Genomic DNA, 811 nt, shown 5'->3' with positions numbered 1-811 from the left:
AACGGATATACACCCAAAACTTCCCTAATCGTGCAAAGCCTTAGCCGCCCCCAACAACCCCCGAAACTTCAAATATCGCGCCTGCAAAACAGCCTGTTGAGCGCCGTCCGGGAAAAACCGTTGCTTCACCGGCATCCCCGCCTGCAACAGCGCCGCACCCTGGCCGCTCGACAGGAACCCCAACTTCGCTGCACCAATACACGCCCCCAACTCACTGCCATGCAACGTATAAATCTCCCGCCCAAGAATATTGGCCAACAACTGCGCCCAATACTCACTGCGCGCCCCACCACCCACCAACGCACAAGCCCCCACCGTGGCCCCGGCCGACTGCACCGCATTCAGTGCATCCAGCAACCCGAACCCGACCCCCTCCATCACCGCATACCCCAACATAGCCGGCGTGCAGTCATGCCCCAGGCTCATGAAACCACCCCGCAACAACGGGTCGTTATGGGGCGTACGCTCCCCCGCCAAATACGGCAAAAACAACGGATTAGAAACCGGCACGCCCTGCCCGATCGGCCACTCGGCCTGCACCCGATCCAGCAACGCCTGCTCATCAACCGACCCCGTCAACCGCGTCACCCACCGCAAGCAACTGGCCCCGGCCAGCATGGCGCCCATGGTGTACCAGCGATTAGGCAACGCATGACAAAAACTATGCACCGCACTCGCCGGATTCCCCGCCGAGTGATCAGTAATCGCCACGATGGCCGCACTCGTCCCCAACGTGATAAACGCATCACCCGCATTCACCGCCCCTATGCCCACCGCCGCCACCGGGTTGTCCCCGCCACCGCCGGCAATC

The 811-nt window shown here is 61.9% G+C and carries 1 protein-coding gene; it reads right to left on the bottom strand.

The genetic code is table 11. The features are described from left to right. Positions 1-24: 24 nt before the first annotated feature. On the bottom strand, positions 25-811 hold a 787-nt coding region (locus tag HX846_RS27130; protein WP_256739991.1), incomplete at its 5' end, for an FGGY-family carbohydrate kinase.

The sequence above is a fragment of the Pseudomonas sp. K5002 genome (assembly GCF_013386655.1).
GTDB lineage: Bacteria > Pseudomonadota > Gammaproteobacteria > Pseudomonadales > Pseudomonadaceae > Aquipseudomonas.
The sequence above is the reverse complement of the archived record's forward strand: the minus strand, read 5'-3'. Positions and strand labels throughout refer to the sequence as shown.